The organism is Sphingobacterium multivorum (assembly GCF_039511225.1).
Classification (GTDB): Bacteria; Bacteroidota; Bacteroidia; order Sphingobacteriales; family Sphingobacteriaceae; genus Sphingobacterium.
On record NZ_CP154261.1, the window covers coordinates 5,857,717 to 5,878,750 of the forward strand.

A 21,034-nucleotide genomic window follows, 5' to 3' on the forward strand; every position below is an offset into this window, starting at 1 on the left:
ATATCTAAATGACATATCTATTGAAAGAGTTTCGTTTCTGTCTTGTTTCTAAAAATTAAAGAGGAAGACAACAGTGTTATCTGCTTGAGAAAGCTTCGGGCTATTAGTACCACTTGGCTTTGGTCTCTCAACCTTTACACCTATGGCCTATCAACGTAGTCATCTTCTACGACCCTATAAGGAAGTCTCATCTCGTGGCTAGTTTCGCACTTAGATGCTTTCAGCGCTTATCTATTCCAGACGTAGCTACCCTGCCGTACACCTGGCGGCATAACAGGTTCACCAGAGGTCTGTCCAACCCGGTCCTCTCGTACTAAGGTCAGATCCACTCAAACTTCCAACGCCCACAACAGATAGGGACCGAACTGTCTCGCGACGTTCTGAACCCAGCTCGCGTGCCACTTTAATGGGCGAACAGCCCAACCCTTGGGACCTTCTCCAGCCCCAGGATGTGACGAGCCGACATCGAGGTGCCAAACCTCCCCGTCGATATGAGCTCTTGGGGGAGATCAGCCTGTTATCCCCAGCGTACCTTTTATCCTTTGAGCGATGGCCCTTCCATACAGAACCACCGGATCACTATGTCCGTCTTTCGACCCTGTTCGACTTGTCGGTCTCACAGTCAAGCAAGCTTATGCCATTGCACTCCACGTACGGTTACCAAGCGTACTGAGCTTACCTTTGAAAGCCTCCGTTACCTTTTTGGAGGCGACCACCCCAGTCAAACTACCCACCAAACAATGTCCTCCTCATTAAGGAGTTAGAAACCGAATACAGAAAGGGCGGTATTTCAAGGTTGATTCCATGACTCCTGGCGAAGCCACTTCAACATCTCCCGCCTATCCTACACATCCTGTACCCAATCTCAATGTTAAGCTATAGTGAAGGTGCATGGGGTCTTTCCGTCCCGTTGCGGGTAATCGGCGTCTTCACCGATACCACAATTTCACCGAGCTCATGGCTGAGACAGCGCCCAGATCGTTACACCATTCGTGCAGGTCGGAACTTACCCGACAAGGAATTTCGCTACCTTAGGACCGTTATAGTTACGGCCGCCGTTTACTGGGGCTTCGATTCAATGCTTCTCTTGCGATGACATCCCCTCTTAACCTTCCAGCACCGGGCAGGTGTCAGGCCTTATACTTCATCTTGCGATTTTGCAAAGCCATATGTTTTTGTTAAACAGTCGCCTGGGCCTTTTCACTGCGGCTGCTCTTTCGAGACAGCGCCCCTTCTCCCGAAGTTACAGGGCCATTTTGCCGAGTTCCTTAGCCATGACTCACTCGAGCACCTTAGGATTCTCTCCTCGACCACCTGTGTCGGTTTGCGGTACGGGTCTTCATAACCTGAAGCTTAGCGGGTTTTCTTGGAAGTCTGTTTACCTGCTCTATCAGCGCCACCGGAGCTTTGCTGTACTATTGGGTTTCAGCTAGAGTTGCGGATTTGCCTACAACTCCAATACCTACGCCTTTCAACGAACTATTCCGTCAGTTCGCGGCAGTGTCACTACTCCGTCACCACATCGCAGTTATGAAGAGTACTGGAATATTAACCAGTTGTCCATCGGCTTGCCCCTTCGGGTGCGCCTTAGGTCCCGACTGACCCTGATCCGATTAACGTTGATCAGGAAACCTTGGTCTTTCGGTGGGCGGGTTTCTCACCCGCCTTATCGTTACTTATGCCTACATTTGCTTTTCCATAACCTCCACACAGCATTGCCACTGTGCTTCCCCGGCGATGGAATGCTCCCCTACCAGATGCATATCTTTCAATGCAAATCCATAGCTTCGGTACCGTTCTTGATGCCCGTTTATTATCCACGCCCGGCCGCTCGACTAGTGAGCTGTTACGCACTCTTTAAATGAATGGCTGCTTCCAAGCCAACATCCTAGCTGTCTGGGCAACCGGACCTCGTTAGTTCAACTTAGAACGGATTTGGGGACCTTAGCTGATGGTCTGGGTTCTTTCCCTCTCGGCCTTGGACCTTAGCACCCAAAGCCTCACTGCCGGCTATATTTGATAGCATTCGGAGTTCGTCTGGATTTGGTAGGATTTGACTCCCCCGCACCCAATCGGTAGCTCTACCTCTATCAAACTCCACGCCGACGCTGTTCCTAAAAACATTTCGGGGAGTACGAGCTATTTCCCAGTTTGATTGGCCTTTCACCCCTACCCTCAGGTCATCCGGAAACTTTTCAACGTTTATCGGTTCGGTCCTCCATTACATGTTACTGCAACTTCAACCTGCCCAAGGGTAGATCACAAGGTTTCGCGTCTACCTCATCTGACTATGCGCCCTATTAAGACTCGCTTTCGCTTCGGCTGCGTCCCTGAAGGACTTAACCTTGCCAGACAAGAGTAACTCGTAGGCTCATTATGCAAAAGGCACGCTGTCACAGGACCTGCCTGCTCCAACCGCTTGTAAGCACACGGTTTCAGGTTCTTTTCACTCCCCTGTTCGGGGTTCTTTTCACCTTTCCCTCACGGTACTGGTTCACTATCGGTCTCTCAGGAGTATTTAGCCTTACCAGATGGTGCTGGTGGATTCCCACAGGATTTCTCCGGTCCCGCGGTACTCAGGATACCACTATGTCAACATTCTTTACCTGTACGGGGCTCTCACCCTTGTCGCGCAGTTTCCCACCTGCTTCCAGTTCATAGCGCTGTACAATCTCGTGGTCCTACAACCCCGACCATGCCGTAACATGATCGGTTTGGGCTCTTTCCCGTTCGCTCGCCACTACTTGGGAAATCATTGTTATTTTCTTCTCCTACGCCTACTTAGATGTTTCAGTTCAGCGCGTTCGCGTTTTATACGACTATTCTTCAAATAGTCAGGTTGCCCCATTCGGAAATCTACGGATCACTTCGCATTTGCCAATCCCCGTAGCTTATCGCAGCTTATCACGTCCTTCTTCGCCTCTGAGAGCCTAGGCATCCCCCGTGTGCCCTTATTTACTTTCTTCACCGGCATAGCCTTTTGCTACTATGCGGCTGCTTTTGATATATATACCCATATGCTACGTAAAGATTCGTTCGGCATTCACCGAGGGTCTCCTCTCTACATCAGACACATACACGTATTGTCTCTATACTGTTGTCTTCTCTTGTAATTTTTTTTCTCTTTCAATATGTCAAAGAACTCTTTTTCCGGTTTGTTTCTTCGGAGCATCTGTCGATGTCCCTCCCGGAGATGTGGAGAATAACGGATTCGAACCGTTGACCCCCTGCGTGCAAGGCAGGTGCTCTAGCCAGCTGAGCTAATTCCCCTTAACTTTTCGTAGTCCCGAGCAGATTTGAACTGCTGACCCCTACATTATCAGTGTAGTGCTCTAACCAACTGAGCTACGGGACTAGCTATTTCCTGTTCATCTATCTCTCTCGGTCCTGCTCCTTTCGGGGCGGGCACTTTCTTCTGATGTTTTTCTTCTTTTGCAATCATATGTAACGTGACGAGCACCGATCTGCGATACTCTAGAAAGGAGGTATTCCAGCCGCACCTTCCGGTACGGCTACCTTGTTACGACTTAGCCCCAATTATCGGTTTTACCCTAACACGCTCCTTGCGGTAACATGCTTTAGGTACCCCCAACTTTCATGGCTTGACGGGCGGTGTGTACAAGGCCCGGGAACGTATTCACCGCGTCATTGCTGATACGCGATTACTAGCGAATCCAACTTCATGGGGTCGAGTTGCAGACCCCAATCCGAACTGTGAATGGCTTTTAGAGATTAGCATCATATTGCTATGTAGCTGCCCGCTGTACCATCCATTGTAGCACGTGTGTAGCCCCGGACGTAAGGGCCATGATGACTTGACGTCGTCCCCACCTTCCTCGCTGTTTGCACAGGCAGTCTGTTTAGAGTCCCCACCATTACATGCTGGCAACTAAACATAGGGGTTGCGCTCGTTGCGGGACTTAACCCAACACCTCACGGCACGAGCTGACGACAGCCATGCAGCACCTAGTTTCGTGTCCCGAAGGACGGGTGCGTCTCTGCACCCTTCACTAACTTTCAAGCCCGGGTAAGGTTCCTCGCGTATCATCGAATTAAACCACATGCTCCTCCGCTTGTGCGGGCCCCCGTCAATTCCTTTGAGTTTCACCCTTGCGGGCGTACTCCCCAGGTGGATAACTTAACGCTTTCGCTGGGACGCTGGCTGTCTATCGCCAACATCGAGTTATCATCGTTTAGGGCGTGGACTACCAGGGTATCTAATCCTGTTCGATCCCCACGCTTTCGTGCATCAGCGTCAATACCAGCTTAGTGAGCTGCCTTCGCAATCGGAGTTCTAAGACATATCTATGCATTTCACCGCTACTTGTCTTATTCCGCCCACTTCAAATGGATTCAAGCCCATCAGTATCAAGGGCACTGCGATGGTTGAGCCACCGTATTTCACCCCTGACTTAACAGGCCGCCTACGCACCCTTTAAACCCAATAAATCCGGATAACGCTCGGATCCTCCGTATTACCGCGGCTGCTGGCACGGAGTTAGCCGATCCTTATTCTTCCAGTACATTCAGCTAAATACACGTATTTAGGTTTATTCCTGGACAAAAGCAGTTTACAACCCATAGGGCAGTCATCCTGCACGCGGCATGGCTGGTTCAGGCTTCCGCCCATTGACCAATATTCCTTACTGCTGCCTCCCGTAGGAGTCTGGTCCGTGTCTCAGTACCAGTGTGGGGGATTCTCCTCTCAGAGCCCCTAGACATCGTCGCCTTGGTAGGCCGTTACCCTACCAACTAGCTAATGTCACGCGAGCCCATCTCTATCCTATAAATATTTAATCAACCGAACATGCGAACTGTTGATGTTATGCGGTGTTAATCTCTCTTTCGAGAGGCTATCCCCCTGATAGAGGTAGGTTGCTCACGCGTTACGCACCCGTGCGCCACTCTCACCATCTTCGAGCAAGCTCTCCGATGGATCCCGTCCGACTTGCATGTATTAGGCCTGCCGCTAGCGTTCATCCTGAGCCAGGATCAAACTCTCCATTGTAAAATGAAGTTTTTGATTCCAACTATTTATAATAATCAGAATTCTTTTTTTTATATCTCTGATCTTGGATCGAATTGAACTATTACTTGAATTTGTTCATGACTTTCGACTTTCGTCTGTCTACTCGTCACGCTTACATGATTGTGTTTTCTTAAAGAACTTTGTCGCTTCAACTTCCGTATCCGCTATATTCCGAGGGCATTGCGCCGTCTTTATCTTTTTTGTTTTTCCCTTCGTTTCCGTTGGGACTGCAAAGGTAGAAATCTTTTCTGAACTTCCAAAAACTTTCTGAAGTTTTTTTTCTTTTCTCTTTTTCAGATTTCCGCGTTTAAAATAAACCTGGCGGGATTTTAAATCCTGCCAAACTCCCTTAAACCCTTCTTTTTTGATGGTTTCTTCCTGCGAAGCAACCGTCCCTCCCTTGCGGAGTGGTGCAAAGATAGGGAGATTGTTAACAAACTTCCAAGCCTTTTGTTCTTATTTATTTCATTTTCTCCTTAACTGCCTGTAAGGGTGCGAGATTCTTTTTGTAAAACAGGTGATCGGAAGGCTGGGAACGCCGGTTCCGGGACAGAATGGGGCGGGGAACCGGGATCTAACCTGGACATTGCCGGGAACCGCGGCGTGCTGCGTACATACCGGGAACCGGGCTTTGGTAAAGGCTTCCCTGGGGAAAAAGGAATGGTGCTGGAAATTGGATCGTACCGCGGAAACCGGGCGAACCCTGCTGCGTTCCCACTTCCCGGGGATAGCGAAACGGTATCGTGAACAGTAAAAATGCACAGGGCATTCTTCACTCTGCTTTTGTCCAAGCGGAGGGGTCACTCTGGTAGCCCTCTCAGCTCAATGCTCAATTGAAGACGACGCGCACAGGCGCAGCCGATAGACAAGGACGGGCGCAAAGATGGAGGCCAAAAGGATCTGGAACATCGGGCGGCATAATCCGGCCGGGATCTTCTGCTAAAAGCCGGCGCGAACACTGTGTGTGGAATCCGTACCGGAAAGGCCGGAAAATTGCGCCGTCGGAAAGATCGCAGCGGAAAGAAACAGCAACGCAGGATATAACAGGGGACGGGATAGCGGGAATGCCCCCAACAACTGGCACACGAAAGCCGCAGTACACTGCACACTGGATAAATTGCGCAGCCGATAGACGGGGACGGCCAGAAAAAATGGCAGAACACAGTGCTCTAGAATACCTTCTTTTGCAGCTATACTTTCTTACCTGTTTACTTAGGTTTAGTTTAGGGTTTAGTTAGGGTTTGTTTAGGTATAGTATAGGTTGTAGCTAAGCAAACCCTAACTTATTGCTAAGCTAAATATAAACAAAAGCTAACCTAAGGAATAAAGCATCCTTAAGTCTTCGTTATTTAGAGAAAGGTGGTTCCGCTCGGTGACAACGCTCCGGCTGCTGACAAAGGTCTGCGGGAACCTCGGACTGCCCTCCCAACCTATTTCGTACCATAGTCGGAGTTGATTTACCCTCTGAACGTCTTACGTCCGTGCTGCATCCGTATTGAGTCCGACTTCAAGCCCGTACTCACCCTGCTGCCAACACGGACAAATGGCATTATGAACGCGACCATGTCCCCCGAAAGCCCCGGCAAAGGGCCAACGCCAATCCGAACCGCAGCCGAAAAACACGCTATAAAGACAGACACAATAACAATTCAAGAGTTCAACATCAGACTGGGAAATACCTCAATTTAACGATTCTATTCATTTTTATCTAGCGACGGTGTTAATCTGAGGCTTGCTCAATGACCGCCTTAGTAAATGTTTGCTCGATTATTATAGGCTTTACCTAGGTTTCCTCGATTAGCATTAGTCTGGGTACTCTTTTAGTAAAAGCTAAATATTTCATTAATAAAAGCTAAATATTTCATCCGATTAGCGGTCTGTTTTAAGAACAATTCATCTACTTATATAACAGTCAATTTTACAACTACTGGAATAACGCTTTTTTCAGTAAATTTGATCTAGGTTAATAAATAACAAAAAAGAAGACCTTATTTTTAAGAAATTAAAGATATTAAATACTTTTATTGCAAATAAAACCATATTGGTCCATGATAGATTATGCTCAGCTTTTAAAACAGGTAGAAGAATATGCTGAAACTTATATTACAGAAAATATTTCAGTTTGCCATTGTTTTCACAATACGATACACACACGTTCTGTTGTACGTGCGGCGGAGGAGATTTCATCGTACTATAAACTAGGAGAGGAGGATCACTTTATTGTTATTAGTGCCGCCTACTTTCATGATCTCGGCTACGTAAAATCTGACAATGCTATTGGTCATGAAAAGAGAAGTGTCGAAATTGCTTTAAATTTCCTCCAGGACAAAGGCATACCGGAAGCCATACAGGAAAAAATCAAAGGTTGTATTTTAGCAACGAGAATGCCTCAGGATCCTACAAATCTGCTGGAGCAAATTCTCTGCGACGCAGACCTATTTCATTTTGGGAATGAGGATTTCGTCAATAGAAACAAACTGATGAAAGCCGAAGCTGAAGCAGTACTAGGGAAGGAGATTGATAAAGACGTATGGCGGGCCGGTACAATCAAACTACTAATGAGCCATCATTACCATACGGAATATGCAAAACAAAAGCTTAATGCCAAAAAAGAGATGAATCTAAAAGAACTGGAGAAAAAACAGGAGAAATCTATCTCAAAAAATAAAGAAAGCAAAAAAGAAGACAAGAAGGAAAAGGAGAAAGGCAGTAAGCCAGAACGTGGGATAGAAACAATGTTCCGGATTACGTCCTCAAACAATCAGCGACTAAGCGACATGGCAGACAATAAAGCCAACATCCTCTTAACGGTCAATTCTATTATCCTTTCTGTCGTGATTGCTGTCTTATTTCGGAAACTAGATGCCAACGAGCACCTAATTATCCCAACAATTATCTTAACTACAGCCGTGGTAGCAACCATGGTCATGGCCATACTATCAACGATACCCAAAATTCCGTCGGGTAAATTCTCAAAGGAGGAAATCGAACAGAAATCAGTCAATCTTCTCTTTTTTGGAAATTTTTACAAAATGAAACTCGACGATTATAACGAGGGTATGCAGAAGGTAATGGTCGACTCGGAATTTCTATATGGCATGCTCACCAAGGATGTTTATTCGCAAGGTGTGGTATTAGGACGAAAATACAAGCTTCTACGATACGCCTATGGAATTTTTATGTTTGGACTTGTTATATCGGTTGTTTCTTTTGTCGCCGCAACCATATTTTAATGCAATACTATAAAAACAGTGAAATATTTCAGCATCATGTTTTCCAAACTTTCTTTTCTATTGAAAAAGATGCCGCCTTTAGACCAATCATTAGCTACCAATAAATAGCATCATTATTGATGTTGTTGTAAGCACGTTGCCATAACCATAAATTTATACGGATGAAGAAGAAAGATCTTTATATCAACAGAGACATCAGCTGGCTGTCGTTCAATGATCGGGTACTTGACCAAGCCGCTCGTGAGGAGGTACCTTTACTGGAAAAACTACAGTTTCTCGCTATTTTCTCATCCAATCTGGATGAATTTTATCGTGTTAGAATGCCTGTACTGATGGCTTGGAAAAAAATAATGAAGCAAAATCCGGGGCAGCTCATTCCGAACATCGATATTGGCACGTATAAAAAAGCGTCAAAAACCATCAACAAACAACAAGAAAAATTTGGCTTAATACTAGCTGATATTATCCAAGAATTAGGAAAAGAAAATATATTCTTTATCTACAACCAAGCTATTCCAGCAGAAATAAAAGACCTCGCAGCTCAATATTTCTTTAGTACAATTGCCTCCTACCTCCAAATTATACCAATTGATGATACTTCTTTTTTTCCGATCAACAATCAGCTCTACTTCGTCGTTACAGACGATAATACTGGAGTGGTATTCTTTCTAAATGTCCCTTCAAATCATATTGGCCGCTTTTTCACCTGTGAGATCAATGGGAATAAATATGTCGTACTCATCGATGATATTATCAAAGCATTTTTTCCTGAAGCCATAAGAAATACATCATTAAATTTCTATTCCTTTAAAATCACAAGGGATGCGGAATTAAATCTCCAAGATGAATTTGAGGGTGATATTGCCCAAAAAATTGAGACGGAAGTCAATAAACGTGATCTTGGCTATGCGACACGCTTTCTATTCCAGCCAAATCTGCCAAAACAGCTGATTGAAACATTGGCAACACTATTTGATCTGCGAAAAAGTAGCATTGTCGAAGGCGGAAACTATCACAATCTGAAAGATCTATTTTCATTTCCGATTAAAACAGCAGAACTTTCTTATCCAAAACAGCTGCAAATCAATAAGAATCAGAATTTTAGGGAATCTATCTTTGACCAAATAGACCGAGAGGATCTGTTGATCTGTACTCCCTATGAATCGTTCGATCCCATACTACGTTTTTTTAATGAGGCCGCGATAGATCCAACCGTAGACGAGATTTACACGACCTTATACCGTATCGCCGGTGATTCGCATATTGCACAAGCGCTGGCTACCGCAGCAAAAAATGGGAAAAGAGTCAATGTATTTGTCGAATTGAAAGCGCGCTTTGATGAAGCGAATAATATACATTGGGCTCGGTTAATGAAAGAACAGGGCGTCAAAATCACGTATAGCATCCCCAATTTAAAAGTACATGCCAAAATAGCGCTCGTGAGACGCAAAGAGGGTCGAGAAAGTGCTTTATTAGGCACAGGAAATCTAAATGAAAAAACGGCAAAGGTCTACACGGACTACTTCCTTATGACCTCAAATAAACTATTGACCAACGAATTAGACATGCTATTCGAGTTTTTACCAGCTCGGAGAAAACCCCATAGTCAAAATGAGCTGTCTTTTAACCATCTATTAATTGCACAGTTCAATCTCAAACATACATTTTTATCCCTGATAGACAAGACCATCCAAGCAGCTAAAGACGGAGACAGCGCTACAATAAAAATTAAATTAAACAATCTGGAAGAAGAATCGTTAATCAATAAATTGTATGAGGCGAGCCGGGCAGGGGTAAAACTGCAATTATTGGTCAGAGGAATCTGTAGACTAAAACCACAAGTACCCGGATTGAGCGACAACATTGTCGTGAAACGGATTGTAGGACGATATTTAGAACATGGCAGAATATTTATTTTTCAATATCAAGCACAAACGAGCGTGTATCTAGGCTCTGCAGACTGGATGAACCGTAACATCTACCGACGTATAGAAACTTGCTTTCCATTGCTGAATCTAACATTAGCACATCAAATACAAGAGCTATTCGATATTCAGTTTGCAGACGACACCGAAGCAACTTTACTGGATGAACACGGACAAAATCAGGCAATAGAAACACAGCAGAAAAATGTTTCTCAGCAACAAATCCTTCATTATTTGAAAGGCAACATGAGACAATAGGGCTATTCAACAAGGCAGCTCATTACAACAAGAACAGCCTAAAAGCCCAACAATATAATCATTGAACGTAAGCTCATTCAGAAACCGGATGACTTCCTCAATTTAAAATTTAATCATATAATGATGAAAAATCCCACGATATTGACAACTATGGCATTAGGTTTTGCTTCTGTTATTTTTCTCGCCTGCAATCCGAATAATACAACCAAGGAAAATAACAACAAGCTCGCTCATGTTCAAGCTGAAAAACCGCAACAAATACCCTATACATTATCTTCGGGCATAAAGATGAGTTTGCCTGACCAATTGTTAGAAATATCCGGAATAGCTTTTCTCGCGGGACAGGATGACGATATTTATGCCATTCAAGATGAGCAGGGCTTTCTTTATAAATTTAACCAACCGACACAAAAAGTTACGTTCAACCCTTTTGGAAAAGATGGCGACTATGAGGATATCTCGATAAGCAATACACATTTCTTTATCTTAAAGAGCAATGGTAGCCTCTATTCCTTTCCCATTACCGAAAAGGACGATATAAAAAACGTGGTCGAACAGAAAAATTTACTTCCAAAAGGAGAGTATGAAGGGCTTTTTGTTGACCGCGAAAGCAACCAGGCATACGTATTGTGTAAAGAATGTAAGGTCGACAGAAAACAACCGCAAACCTCGGGTTATGTCTTTTCAATTGACGAGCATGGTCAATTCCAGCCGAAAGGAGAATTTGTCATCCAGCTTGATGAACTTCATGCATTGGATGCTAAAATCAAGAAAACGTTCAAACCCTCTGCGTTAGCTAAAAAAGCAGACAGCAAGGAATGGTATATCTTATCTTCTGTAGACAAAGCCCTTGTGGTGACCGATGAAAATTTTCGTGTAAAATCGCTCTCTCCATTAGATCCGAAGATTTTCCCTCAACCTGAAGGCATTAACTTTGATTCAAAATTTAATCTTTACATCAGCAGCGAAGCCGGTAATCAGGATAAAGGGATCATTTATAAATTTGAAAAACACTAGGCATGCAAAAGGTTGTACCATTCTTTCTTCTCTTTCTTGCTAGTCATGCTTATTCACAACAAAAGCATACACAGTCCCCTGCACATCAGGGCAAGTCCTTTGCTCAAACTGTTATCAAGGACAGTGTTAGCATCGTTGCAAATGCAAAATATGGTAAAGCCAGTAAATTCAAGAAGTTCTTCCTTGGCGAAAATTACCGCAAAGAATGGGCCGCAGAAACCACCTTGCCTTTGCTCCAGCTTTCAACCTTGCACGGGGGACTGCATCCTGTCAAACAGGGAGGCGGGATGCAATCGGTTTCCCTACGATTGACGGATTCAATCGGCCGGGAATGGGCACTACGATCAGTCAATAAAAGGACTGAATCCCTCATACCAGAAGAACTCCATGGGACTTTTGTACAGGATGTCTTGGACGATGCCACGAGCGCGCAGCATCCCTATTCGGCGCTTATGATCCCCGCTTTGGCAAATGCCGTGAACGTCCCACATGCTCATCCCATCATCGGCGTTGTTGCACAAGACAGCATATTGGGGGAATACGCGCCTCTTTTTGAGCATACGGTGGCTTTACTAGAAGAACGCGAACCACTTGGTGATTCAGACAACAGCCCCAAAGCTGTCCGAAAACTACAGGAAGATAACGATGATAACTTTAAGGCTAAGGCATATCTGCGCGCAAGAATGCTGGATGTACTGGTAAGCGATTGGGATCGACACGAGGATCAATGGCGTTGGTATAATGAAAATCAGGATAGCACAGATCACGATAAAGACTACATTCCTATTCCCCGCGATCGGGATCAGGCGCTGCGTGTCACACAAGGTTTTCTGATGAAAGATATCTATCAGCAATTTGTCAACCCAGTCATGCAAGGTTTCACAACCGGTATTCCCAATATTCGCTATTCTTTATTTAAATCGCGTTTTTTAAATGCCCATCCGAGCAACCAGCTTTCTCATAAGGAATGGGCTAAAGAGGTTAAGCAATTTGTAGCACGTCTCACAGATTCGGTATTATGGGAGTCGGTACGTAGCCTGCCGCAGTCGTCCATTGCTATTCGTGGGGAACAAATTTTTAAAACACTTCAAAGCCGTCGTGATGCTCTACCCTCAGCGATGGAAGAGTATTATAATTTCATCAATAACATTGTCGATATTCATCTCAGCGACAAAAACGAAAAAGTAGAAATATACAGCACGGAAAATAAAAACTTAAAAGTCAAAGTTTCGAAGATCAATAAAGATGGTAGGGTCACCAAGGCATTGATGGACAAAACCTATAAAGACCGCCTAACAAAAGAAATTCGTCTCTATTTAGGTGAGGGAAAAGACTCTGTTGTCATCGATAACGCAAACTCTCCGATTAAACTCCGAATTATTGGAGATAGCACGCCAAAGACTTATGTTATCAACGAAAGCAAATCGAAAATACAGCTTTACGAGAATACCAAAAACTCCACTTTACTGGGTGAGAAGAACAAAATAAAGCTTCATTATGCACAAGATAGTACCAACACGCAATTTGTTCCTGTAAACCTCTACAACACCTGGCTTCCCCTGGTGACTGCGGGTTATAATGCTGATGATGGTTTTTCGCTCGGGCTGGGGGCTGCTTACACACATCAGCGTGGATTTAGAAAAAATCCTTTTACGTATAAGCAACAACTGACTGTAGCAACAGCCTTCCGGACCGGAGCTTATAAAATTCACTATAGAGGCGAATGGATAGCTGTTGTCGGGGATGCAGATCTTGTTGTCGATGCGCTAGCAAAAGCTCCTGACAACACGCAGAACTTCTTCGGCGTAGGTAATAACTCGCTCTTCTTAAAGGAACAGTATGGCGCAAAATATTACAGAAGCAGATTCAATATTTTCAATATTAATCCGCAGTTAAGATGGAAACCTTCATCTACGTTAAGCTTCGCCGTAGGTCCGCATATCCAATTTTACCACTTAGATCCGATTGAGAATGAAGATCGATTTATTTTAAATCCCCAAGCTTTACATTCTTACGATAGTTTATCGATTACCAAAGACAAAACTTTTGCAGGTATCAATGCATTTTTAACGCAAGACTCCCGTAATCGAAAGATTAACCCAAGTAAAGGGCTATATATTGAAGCCGCTTTGAATTCCTATTTTGGACTCAATCCGTACTCAAAAAATTCAGCGCAGTTAAGTGCCGCAATAACCGGCTATTTCAGTGCATTCAATGAAGGCATTATATTCGCCAATAGAACAGGGGGGGGCGCCGTATCCGGGAACCCTACATTTTATCAATATTTATTTCTAGGCGGTCATGAAAATCTAAGAGGATTTCGCCAATATCGATTTGCAGGGCAACAGATGCTGTACAACAACCTAGAGGCCCGTGTTAAAGTACTTGATGTCAAAAGCTATGTTCTTCCAGGTGAATTCGGACTAATGACCATGTATGATATTGGAAAAGTATGGGCAAAGGGCTATAACAGTGATAAGTTTCATCAAGGTGTGGGCGGGGGCATTTATTACATCGTCGCCAATGCACTTCCTTTGCATTTTGTCATGACGAAATCCAATGAAGGCTGGTATCCCTATTTCAGCACAGGTTTCCGCTTTTAAAATTTCGATCCATGGAAATAAAGAAAGTACAACTCACAACGGCAAAAACCGCCAATACGTATACAAATGGCAGGCTAGACTTTGAACCATTTTTCAAATACCTGGAATCTTTTATTGAAAATGGCACCTCATCGGATGAAATGATTCCTTTGTTTGCGTTGGAACGCATCAAAGAAATAGAACATCTCAACGGCAAACTCTGCAAGCATAATCTCAATGCCTATAAAGATATTCTGCAATTGATTTATAGCCTCTCCGTATCGTTGATTGACACTGCTCCAAAAAAGTACTGGGCACTCACAACAGCCTTAGCAGAAGAAGCCTTCTATGGAACCGAAGCCTTTTTCGACCTATCTAGCCATCAGCTTGTGGAGCAAGAAATGCAAGGGAAGATGCGTGCCGGAAGCCTTCTTACGAATCAAGAAAAGCTCTTTTATACCCTCATCTTCGATAGACTCTATGGCTTTTCTCCCAATGAAAACAGCAGCATTGTTTATCATCACCTCAATGATCAGGGGGAGATTATCGATTATTACGATTTAGACATCGATTTTAAATTTGTTGAGATCAAAGCAAAAAAAACGTTGCCGGCACTTGATATAGGTCGTTTATCGGAAAACCCCAGTGATTCCATTTTTGACTGGAATACCGTTATCAACACCGTTAGACTGGAAGATTTTGAGTTATCGGGCTTTGGCATGGTGACTTTCAGAAAGACCAGTACAGAACATACCTTACGGCGAATCCAGTCCATCCTCCTGGATTTGCCTACATACAATTACCACCTCTTTTTAGCTGATTTAGAAAAGATCATCAAACCGCTATTAAAGGGCCCTGATACCGTATTTAGTCTATTTCCGCTGTTCCAATTAAATGGGGTACCATTTTTCGATTATTCAATCACCAATAAAAGCATCTTGTTTGCTGAAGCGTATACCGCCAATAAAACCTTTAAGATCGATCCTGAAATCGCAGGTTACCTGAAGCATCCGCATGTGATATTTTATACAAGTAATGCGACGAATGGTATCCGGAATACCACGTCCGTTTTCGACGAGCGGATTAGCTTGTCGGGGGTAACGACCTATTTGTGTATTCCACTCATTCATAATCATTCTCTTTCAGGCATATTGGAAATATACAACCGTGAACAAGATCAGCTCGACAATGAAACTATGCAAGCCTTAGGTTCTCTGGTTCCGCTTTTATCACAACTAGCTCAGGATATCACCCTGGAATTTAAAAAACGTATCGACGATATCATCATTAACCGGTTTACGACAATACAGTCCTCGGTTCAGTGGAAATTTAACCATATCGCGGCCCAGTACATTCAGGAACTGGAAAACGATAGTCAGGATGCCCATATTAAAGCGGTTGTATTTGAAGAAGTCTATCCGCTCTATGGTGCTGTCGATGTCAAAGACTCTACGATCATACGAAACGCCTCTATTCTCAAAGACTTTAGCTTCAAGGTCAAACAGCTCGCCATGCTTATTGATGAGCTCTCGTTAGACGGAAAGCACAAATTGATTATGACTTTTTCAGCACGGGTCGATCAAATTACAGAATCTCTTGACCATATCTCTTTTGATGAATCGATGGTCAAGATCATTGAGTTCTTCAGAAAAGATGTGCAGCCATTTTTAGAAGAAGCCAGAAAGCAATTCCCGTCAAAAATAGCGGTGATTGAACATTATGCGAAGCATTTTTTCACCAATCGGGATACCGGGGAGTTTTATCGGAATGAGTTTGAAACTTCTTTACGCCAGATCAATCAATTGATCAGTAGAGAACTGGATCATTTCAATAGCTTCATCCAGGGAAATTATCCGTCTTATTTTCAAAAGTTCAGGACAGACGGTATTGAATATGACATTTATATCGGCGAATCCATTACGCCCCAACAACGGTTCAGCTACGAATTCATCAATGTATTTAGGCGTCAGCAGATTATTTCGATGGCCAGAATTGCGCTGAAAGTATACCACGTGAAAGCTATGCTGCCACTGGCTTTAGAAACAACACAATTGATTTTTATCAATCCACATAGCATTGATATCAGCTTCCGGGAGGATGAACGCCGGTTCGATGTTGAGGGATCGCTCAATATCCGTTACGAAATCATCAAAAAAAGAATAGACAAAATTCGGATAAAGCGAACCAAAGAACGACTTACCCAGGTCAATAAAATTGCTATTGTCTATTTATCGGATGAAATCCTGGAAGATCTCATGCTAAGTATACAGGCAATCTATGACATGGGCATTATTGAGCATACCATCGAACATTTAAAATTGGAAGATGTACAAGGAATTGCGGGTTTGAAAGCAATTCGCCTTTCGGTGAATTTAAACTATCAAGATTTCTCCTAAATTTGTCCAATAAAGGGAAGTTTATCCCCGTTGATATAGGCTAAATGGGACAACGTCAAATGGAGGATTTAACATACTGATTTAAAAAGGATTACCATGATTACTGATGCCAACTATTTTTATCTAAGCGATTTGCTTGGTACTTTATTTTTTGCAATATCGGGTACCCTCTCGGCAAAACGTAAAGATATTGATATTTTTGGGGCAGCCTTTTTAGGCTTTGTGACAGCCATTGGCGGTGGATCGATGCGGGATGTATTTTTAAATCTACGCCCGGTATGGGTCAATGATAGCAATTACCTCATCGCTATTTTCCTCGGAATTTTAATTGCCATTATCTTCAATAAACAGTTGTATGGTTATTATCGTACATTGACACTTTTTGATGCCATCGGAATTAGCTTTTTTACCATCCTTGGGGTACAAAAATCACTCAACTACGAAAGCAATACCTATGCTGCCATTATTTTTGGAATGTTCACGGCGGTATGTGGAGGGATGACGCGCGACGTGCTACTCAACGAAACCCCGCTAATCTTTAAAAAAGAAGTATATGCTACGGCCTGTTTAGGGGGAGGGCTCACGTATATCTTGCTGGTGCACCTTAATCTCGATATTTCTTGGGCAGCCTTTATAGGAGCTGCTGTTGTCTTTTTAATACGAATGACGGCCGTTAAATACCGTTTGTATTTACCCCGCTTGGATTGAGAAAAGTCCTTCTTAGCATGTAAACTTTCTAGAACATGCTTTACTGGATTAGCGACCCGATCTCAAAAATGGATTAAAGGGATGGATTAGAAGCAAGCGTTAAAGAAAAAGCGTTAGTATGAACTAACGCTTTTTCTTTTGCAGTGGAAATTTCATTTTATAACTAACGCGAATATTTCCTTTCGCGATAGCATCCAATCGACCTTTTAGCATCGTCTTCTTCAAGGCGCTCAATTTGTCGGTAAATAGTTTACCTTCAATATGATCATATTCGTGCTGTACCACACGGGCAGCCAAACCTGTTAAGTCCATTTCATGCTCTTCAAAGTTCTCATCTAAGTAATTGATGCGAATATTTCGGTGACGCAATACGTCCTCATTAATATCTGGGATACTTAGACATCCTTCACCGAAAGCCCATTTTTCACCAGACTCCTCAACCATGATGGGATTGATGAAAACTTTTTTGAACGATTGGAGCATTTCTTTGTTTTCTTCATCATCTTCTGCGAAAGGAGTTGCATCGATAACGAACATACGTATAGGCAAACCTACCTGTGGAGCTGCCAAACCGACACCATGTGCTGCATACATGGTATCGAACATATCATCAATCAATTTCTTTAAATCTGGATAGTCTTCATCTATTTCCTCAGCGACCTTTCTTAATACAGGGTCGCCATACGCCACTATCGGAAGTTTCATATGTATTATAATTATTTATAAGTGCCGATACTCATTTCTACCTGAGCTCGTTACACGCTGTTTGCTTTTAAAGGTCACTTGGCACCTGTTGTAATTTTAGCACGTTTATATTTTAGATCATGTCAGGCTAATTGCTCATCCTGAGTCATTGTACTTTTTTAACAAGGATACGCTGTAGCTCCATTATATTCTTGGGTACAAAGGTACGGATAATTATTAAAACTGAATATTTCGTCAAAACTTCCATAAAAGTTACTTTTGTTTTATGGATCCTTCATTTATAGATTTGTCAACACAGTTCAAACTTAAGCTTGAGCAAGCTCTTGAAGTGCCATTAAGGCTCTCTACAGTTGATGGATTTATACAAATATCTTCTCCGGAATTAACAATCAATATTTTGTTATACCCTCACGAGAAATCCGTTAGACGTGATACTTCCGATCCTTGTATTCATATCGATGAAGACCAATTAATAACAAAGTTTGATTTGATCGTCAGGCGCATTGTTTCTAGAACAAAAAATGACAAACGCATTTACGCACGTAATACTGTAGTTGCCCGGATCGACAAAAGAACGAGTTTACAGTTCCTCGTGGAACATCATTTACAAACCGCTCTTCCCGGCAAGTATCGTTATGGCCTTTATGAACAGGGAGAGCTTGTTGCAGTCGCGGTATTCTCTGGAGGCCGCCGAATGTTGGATAAAGATGAAGACTATCGCTCGTTTGAACTATTACGCTTTTGTAATAAAACAGGTATTAATGTCATAGGAGGCCTTAGCAAATTAATTAAAGCCTTTTGTAGCGATTTCTCGCCAGGAGACATTATGACTTTCACCGATCGTGACTGGAGTCAGCACTCCTCTTTAGAAAAATTTGGATTTGTTGCGAAGGAAATAACTGCACCTATCAACTTTTGGATAGCAGGGACAAAAAGATATGTTTACCGCAATACTGAAGAGCTAAAGGTATTGATGGAACAATATCCGAAGGGCTTTCCAAAGGAAAATATGGGCAGCATCAAGATGATTTTATATATAAAATAAGCTAAATTGTGTATATTGTACACTGTAAGGGTTTGAAAAATAAATAATCAAAAATAATAACGTTATGAAGAGAAAACTTCGCATGGGTATGGTCGGAGGCGGAAACGATGCCTTTATTGGCGCTGTACACCGTATTGCTGCTTTTATGGATGGCAAGATTGAACTGGTTTGTGGTGCATTTAGTATTGATCCACAGATTTCAAAACAATCTGGAGAAGACTTATTTGTAGCTCCTGAACGTGTCTATCTAAACTATGAAGAGATGATCGAAAAAGAATCTTTGCTTCCTGAAGGCGAGCGTATGGATTTTGTAACGATCGTAACTCCAAACTTTTTGCATTTTGCTCCTGCTAAATTAGCACTAGAAAAAGGCTTTGATGTTGTTGTTGAAAAACCGATGACCGTATCTGTTGAAGAAGCAAAAGAATTACAAGAAACAGTAGAGCGCACAGGCCGCACACTGTGTCTTACGCATACGTATTCTGGCTACCCGATGGTTAAACAAGCCAAAGCGATGGTTAAAGAAGGTCATTTCGGTAAGATCAGAAAGATTGTGGTTGAGTATCCACAGGGTTGGTTAAGCCGATTAACAGAACGCGAAGGTAATGCCGGGGCCGCTTGGCGTGCAGATCCGAAACGCTCAGGTAAATCGTTGGTTATGGGTGATATCGGTACCCATGCTGCGCATTTAGCGGAATATGTATCGGGGTTAAAAATCCAAGAACTATGTGCAGACCTCACAACATTTGTTGAAGGTCGTCTATTGGATGACGATGGTTCGGTGCTTTTGCGGTTCGAAAATGGTGCTAAAGGTGTATTAATGGCTTCGCAAATTTCAGCCGGAGAAGAAAATGCCGTTCGTATCCGTATCTACGGTGAAAAAGGTGGATTGGAATGGGCAAATGAGGATCCCAACAATTTAATCATCAAGATGCTTGATCAGCCTCGTCAGCTTTATCGCACAGGAAATGCTTACGCAGCGCCTTATACGCTGAGTTCTTTTGCAACACATAATACCCGCGTACCAGCAGGTCACCCTGAAGGCTTACTGGAATCATTTGCGAATATCTACCGTAATTTTGCGGCAACAGTTACGGCAAAACGTGAAGGACAAACTCCGACAGCCGAACAACAAGATTTTCCAACAGTTTACGATGGCGTAAGAGGCATGGCTTTTATCGATACTGTCGTAAAAAATAACGAAGGAACAGAAAAATGGACTAAATTTGTTCTGTGATAGACAGATTAAAATATACACTTTCTCTTTTGGAACAGCAAACCGTTCCGAAAGAGAAAGTTATCGTTATCTTAGGACCTACAGCTTCAGGAAAGACGAAACTAGCCGTTCAACTGGCGCAACGCATCGATGCTGAAATCATCAGTGCAGATTCCCGCCAAATCTATCGAAGAATGGACATTGGTACGGGAAAAGATCTATCGGAATATCAAGATATTCCCTATCATCTTATCGACACCCATGAACCGGGAGAACGCTATCATCTCGGAAACTTTATCGCTGACTTCCATCAAGCCCGACAATCCATTCTAGAAAGGGGAAAACATACTATCCTTTGTGGTGGTACAGGCTTATATATCCAAAGTGTAATCCAACAAAATCCATATGCGCTGATCCCATCGATAGAAGGGCTCAAGGAATCATTACTTCCCCTCCCAGAGACAGAGTTGTTAAAACGCCTTCAGGAATATACACTACCCGCGAACTTCCAAATCGATCTTTCGACCAAAAAACGTATCATCCGCGCAATAGAAATATTAGCATTTTTAGACACTCACCCCGATCACATCGCTCGGCAACAAACGGTAGAAAGCATCGTTATCGGATTAAATCCGTCAGTGGAAATCCGACGCGAACACATTAGCCAAAGATTAAAACAACGATTGAATGATGGTTTATTAGCAGAAGTGGCAAAACTCCTGACCGAAGGGATTACACACGAACAGCTTCAATACTATGGTTTGGAGTATAAATATGCTTCTCTCCATCTCCTTGGACAGCTCGATTACCCGGCCTTTACCAAAAAATTGGAGACAGAAATACATCGCTATGCCAAAAGGCAAATGACTTACTTCCGAAAAATGGAAAAAGATGGCATAATGATTCATTGGGTTTAAAAA

10 protein-coding genes, 2 tRNA genes and 2 rRNA genes are annotated in these 21,034 nt (G+C 43.0%); 9 read left to right on the plus strand and 5 right to left on the minus strand.

The annotated features are described in order from the left end of the window. Positions 1-84: 84 nt before the first annotated feature. The 4 genes from AAH582_RS24425 to AAH582_RS24440 form a co-directional block, all read right to left on the minus strand. Positions 85-2,965, minus strand: a 23S ribosomal RNA gene (locus tag AAH582_RS24425). 231 nt (positions 2,966-3,196) lie between these two features. Beyond that, positions 3,197-3,270, minus strand: a tRNA-Ala gene (locus tag AAH582_RS24430). A gap of 11 nt (positions 3,271-3,281) precedes the next feature. Continuing rightward, a tRNA-Ile gene (locus AAH582_RS24435) sits at positions 3,282-3,355 on the minus strand. Positions 3,356-3,478: 123 nt separating this feature from the next. Beyond that, a 16S ribosomal RNA gene (locus tag AAH582_RS24440) occupies positions 3,479-5,008 on the minus strand. Together the 16S and 23S rRNA genes with 2 tRNA genes alongside form the textbook arrangement of a ribosomal RNA operon. A gap of 2,069 nt (positions 5,009-7,077) precedes the next feature. On the opposite strand from AAH582_RS24440, the gene AAH582_RS24445 reads away from it, so the two are divergent. The 6 genes from AAH582_RS24445 to AAH582_RS24470 all read left to right on the plus strand — a co-directional run bounded on the left by AAH582_RS24445 (position 7,078) and on the right by AAH582_RS24470 (position 17,148). Then, a complete protein-coding gene (locus tag AAH582_RS24445) occupies positions 7,078-8,262 on the plus strand; it encodes a Pycsar system effector family protein (RefSeq protein WP_343320824.1) in 1,185 nt (394 codons plus the stop codon). Positions 8,263-8,423: 161 nt separating this feature from the next. Then, the gene (gene ppk1 / locus AAH582_RS24450; RefSeq protein WP_343320825.1) at positions 8,424-10,445 is read left to right on the plus strand and encodes a polyphosphate kinase 1; all 2,022 of its coding nucleotides are present in this window, start codon (positions 8,424-8,426) and stop codon (positions 10,443-10,445) included. 120 nt (positions 10,446-10,565) lie between these two features. Further along, a complete protein-coding gene (locus AAH582_RS24455; protein ID WP_343320826.1) occupies positions 10,566-11,462 on the plus strand; it encodes a hypothetical protein in 897 nt (298 codons plus the stop codon). A gap of 2 nt (positions 11,463-11,464) precedes the next feature. Next, positions 11,465-14,065, plus strand: a complete 2,601-nt coding sequence (locus tag AAH582_RS24460; RefSeq protein WP_343320827.1) for a hypothetical protein — start codon at positions 11,465-11,467, stop codon at positions 14,063-14,065. 11 nt (positions 14,066-14,076) lie between these two features. After that, positions 14,077-16,440 (plus strand): GAF domain-containing protein, encoded by a 2,364-nt coding sequence (locus AAH582_RS24465; RefSeq protein ID WP_343320828.1) that lies wholly within the window; start codon positions 14,077-14,079, stop codon positions 16,438-16,440. A 96-nt stretch (positions 16,441-16,536) separates the two neighbouring features. Then, complete coding sequence (locus AAH582_RS24470) at positions 16,537-17,148, plus strand: trimeric intracellular cation channel family protein (RefSeq protein ID WP_046673305.1); 612 nt, start codon at positions 16,537-16,539, stop codon at positions 17,146-17,148. A 123-nt stretch (positions 17,149-17,271) separates the two neighbouring features. Here AAH582_RS24470 and def read toward each other — a convergent pair whose 3' ends face one another. Further along, a complete protein-coding gene (gene def / locus AAH582_RS24475; protein ID WP_046673304.1) occupies positions 17,272-17,853 on the minus strand; it encodes a peptide deformylase in 582 nt (193 codons plus the stop codon). A gap of 265 nt (positions 17,854-18,118) precedes the next feature. Here def and AAH582_RS24480 point away from each other — a divergent pair, with 265 nt between their 5' ends. From AAH582_RS24480 to miaA, 3 genes are all read left to right on the plus strand, one after another. After that, complete coding sequence (locus tag AAH582_RS24480; protein WP_343320829.1) at positions 18,119-18,898, plus strand: hypothetical protein; 780 nt, start codon at positions 18,119-18,121, stop codon at positions 18,896-18,898. 64 nt (positions 18,899-18,962) lie between these two features. Further along, a complete protein-coding gene (locus AAH582_RS24485) occupies positions 18,963-20,135 on the plus strand; it encodes a Gfo/Idh/MocA family protein (protein ID WP_046673303.1) in 1,173 nt (390 codons plus the stop codon). Continuing rightward, positions 20,132-21,031, plus strand: a complete 900-nt coding sequence (gene miaA, locus AAH582_RS24490) for a tRNA (adenosine(37)-N6)-dimethylallyltransferase MiaA (RefSeq protein ID WP_343320830.1) — start codon at positions 20,132-20,134, stop codon at positions 21,029-21,031. The genes AAH582_RS24485 and miaA overlap by 4 nt, the downstream gene beginning before the upstream one ends. The last annotated feature ends 3 nt before the right edge of the window (positions 21,032-21,034 follow it).

What these genes read in the sequence shown, in the direction of transcription:
- AAH582_RS24445 (WP_343320824.1), top strand. Translation starts at nt 7,078, where the DNA reads ATGATAGATTATGCTCAGCTTTTAAAACAGGTAGAAGAATATGCTGAA.
- ppk1 (WP_343320825.1), top strand. Translation starts at nt 8,424, where the DNA reads ATGAAGAAGAAAGATCTTTATATCAACAGAGACATCAGCTGGCTGTCG.
- AAH582_RS24455 (WP_343320826.1), top strand. Translation starts at nt 10,566, where the DNA reads ATGATGAAAAATCCCACGATATTGACAACTATGGCATTAGGTTTTGCT.
- AAH582_RS24460 (WP_343320827.1), top strand. Translation starts at nt 11,465, where the DNA reads ATGCAAAAGGTTGTACCATTCTTTCTTCTCTTTCTTGCTAGTCATGCT.
- AAH582_RS24465 (WP_343320828.1), top strand. Translation starts at nt 14,077, where the DNA reads ATGGAAATAAAGAAAGTACAACTCACAACGGCAAAAACCGCCAATACG.
- AAH582_RS24470 (WP_046673305.1), top strand. Translation starts at nt 16,537, where the DNA reads ATGATTACTGATGCCAACTATTTTTATCTAAGCGATTTGCTTGGTACT.
- def (WP_046673304.1), bottom strand. Translation starts at nt 17,853, where the DNA reads ATGAAACTTCCGATAGTGGCGTATGGCGACCCTGTATTAAGAAAGGTC.
- AAH582_RS24480 (WP_343320829.1), top strand. Translation starts at nt 18,119, where the DNA reads ATGGATCCTTCATTTATAGATTTGTCAACACAGTTCAAACTTAAGCTT.
- AAH582_RS24485 (WP_046673303.1), top strand. Translation starts at nt 18,963, where the DNA reads ATGAAGAGAAAACTTCGCATGGGTATGGTCGGAGGCGGAAACGATGCC.